We start from the raw sequence: 255 nt of genomic DNA on the forward strand, positions 1-255 counted from the left end.
GTGAGCAGCACCGAGAGCCCCAGCACCTGGCCGCGCCGGCGGCGCAGCCCGACGCCGAGCCCCCGGGCCACGGCGTCGCTGAACCGCATCAGCGACAGCGAGCGCGCAAGCGCGATCGCCAGCGGCCAGGACACGGCCAGGCCGAGGGCGAGCACCGTGACGGCGCCGCCCGGGCGGGCGTTGAGGGTGCCCACCGTCCAGGGGTAGGCGGCGTTGGCGGTGTCGATGTCCACCCTCGCCAGCAGCAGTTGGGTG

Annotated in this window: 1 protein-coding gene; it reads right to left on the reverse strand. The window is 76.1% G+C overall.

Going from position 1 to position 255, the window contains the following annotated elements; all coding sequences use genetic code 11:
* On the reverse strand, nucleotides 1-255 hold a 255-nt coding region (locus CVH10_RS22375; protein ID WP_146143291.1), incomplete at both ends, for an iron chelate uptake ABC transporter family permease subunit.

This window comes from Halomonas sp. ND22Bw, assembly GCF_003011945.1.
GTDB lineage: Bacteria > Pseudomonadota > Gammaproteobacteria > Pseudomonadales > Halomonadaceae > Halomonas > Halomonas halophila.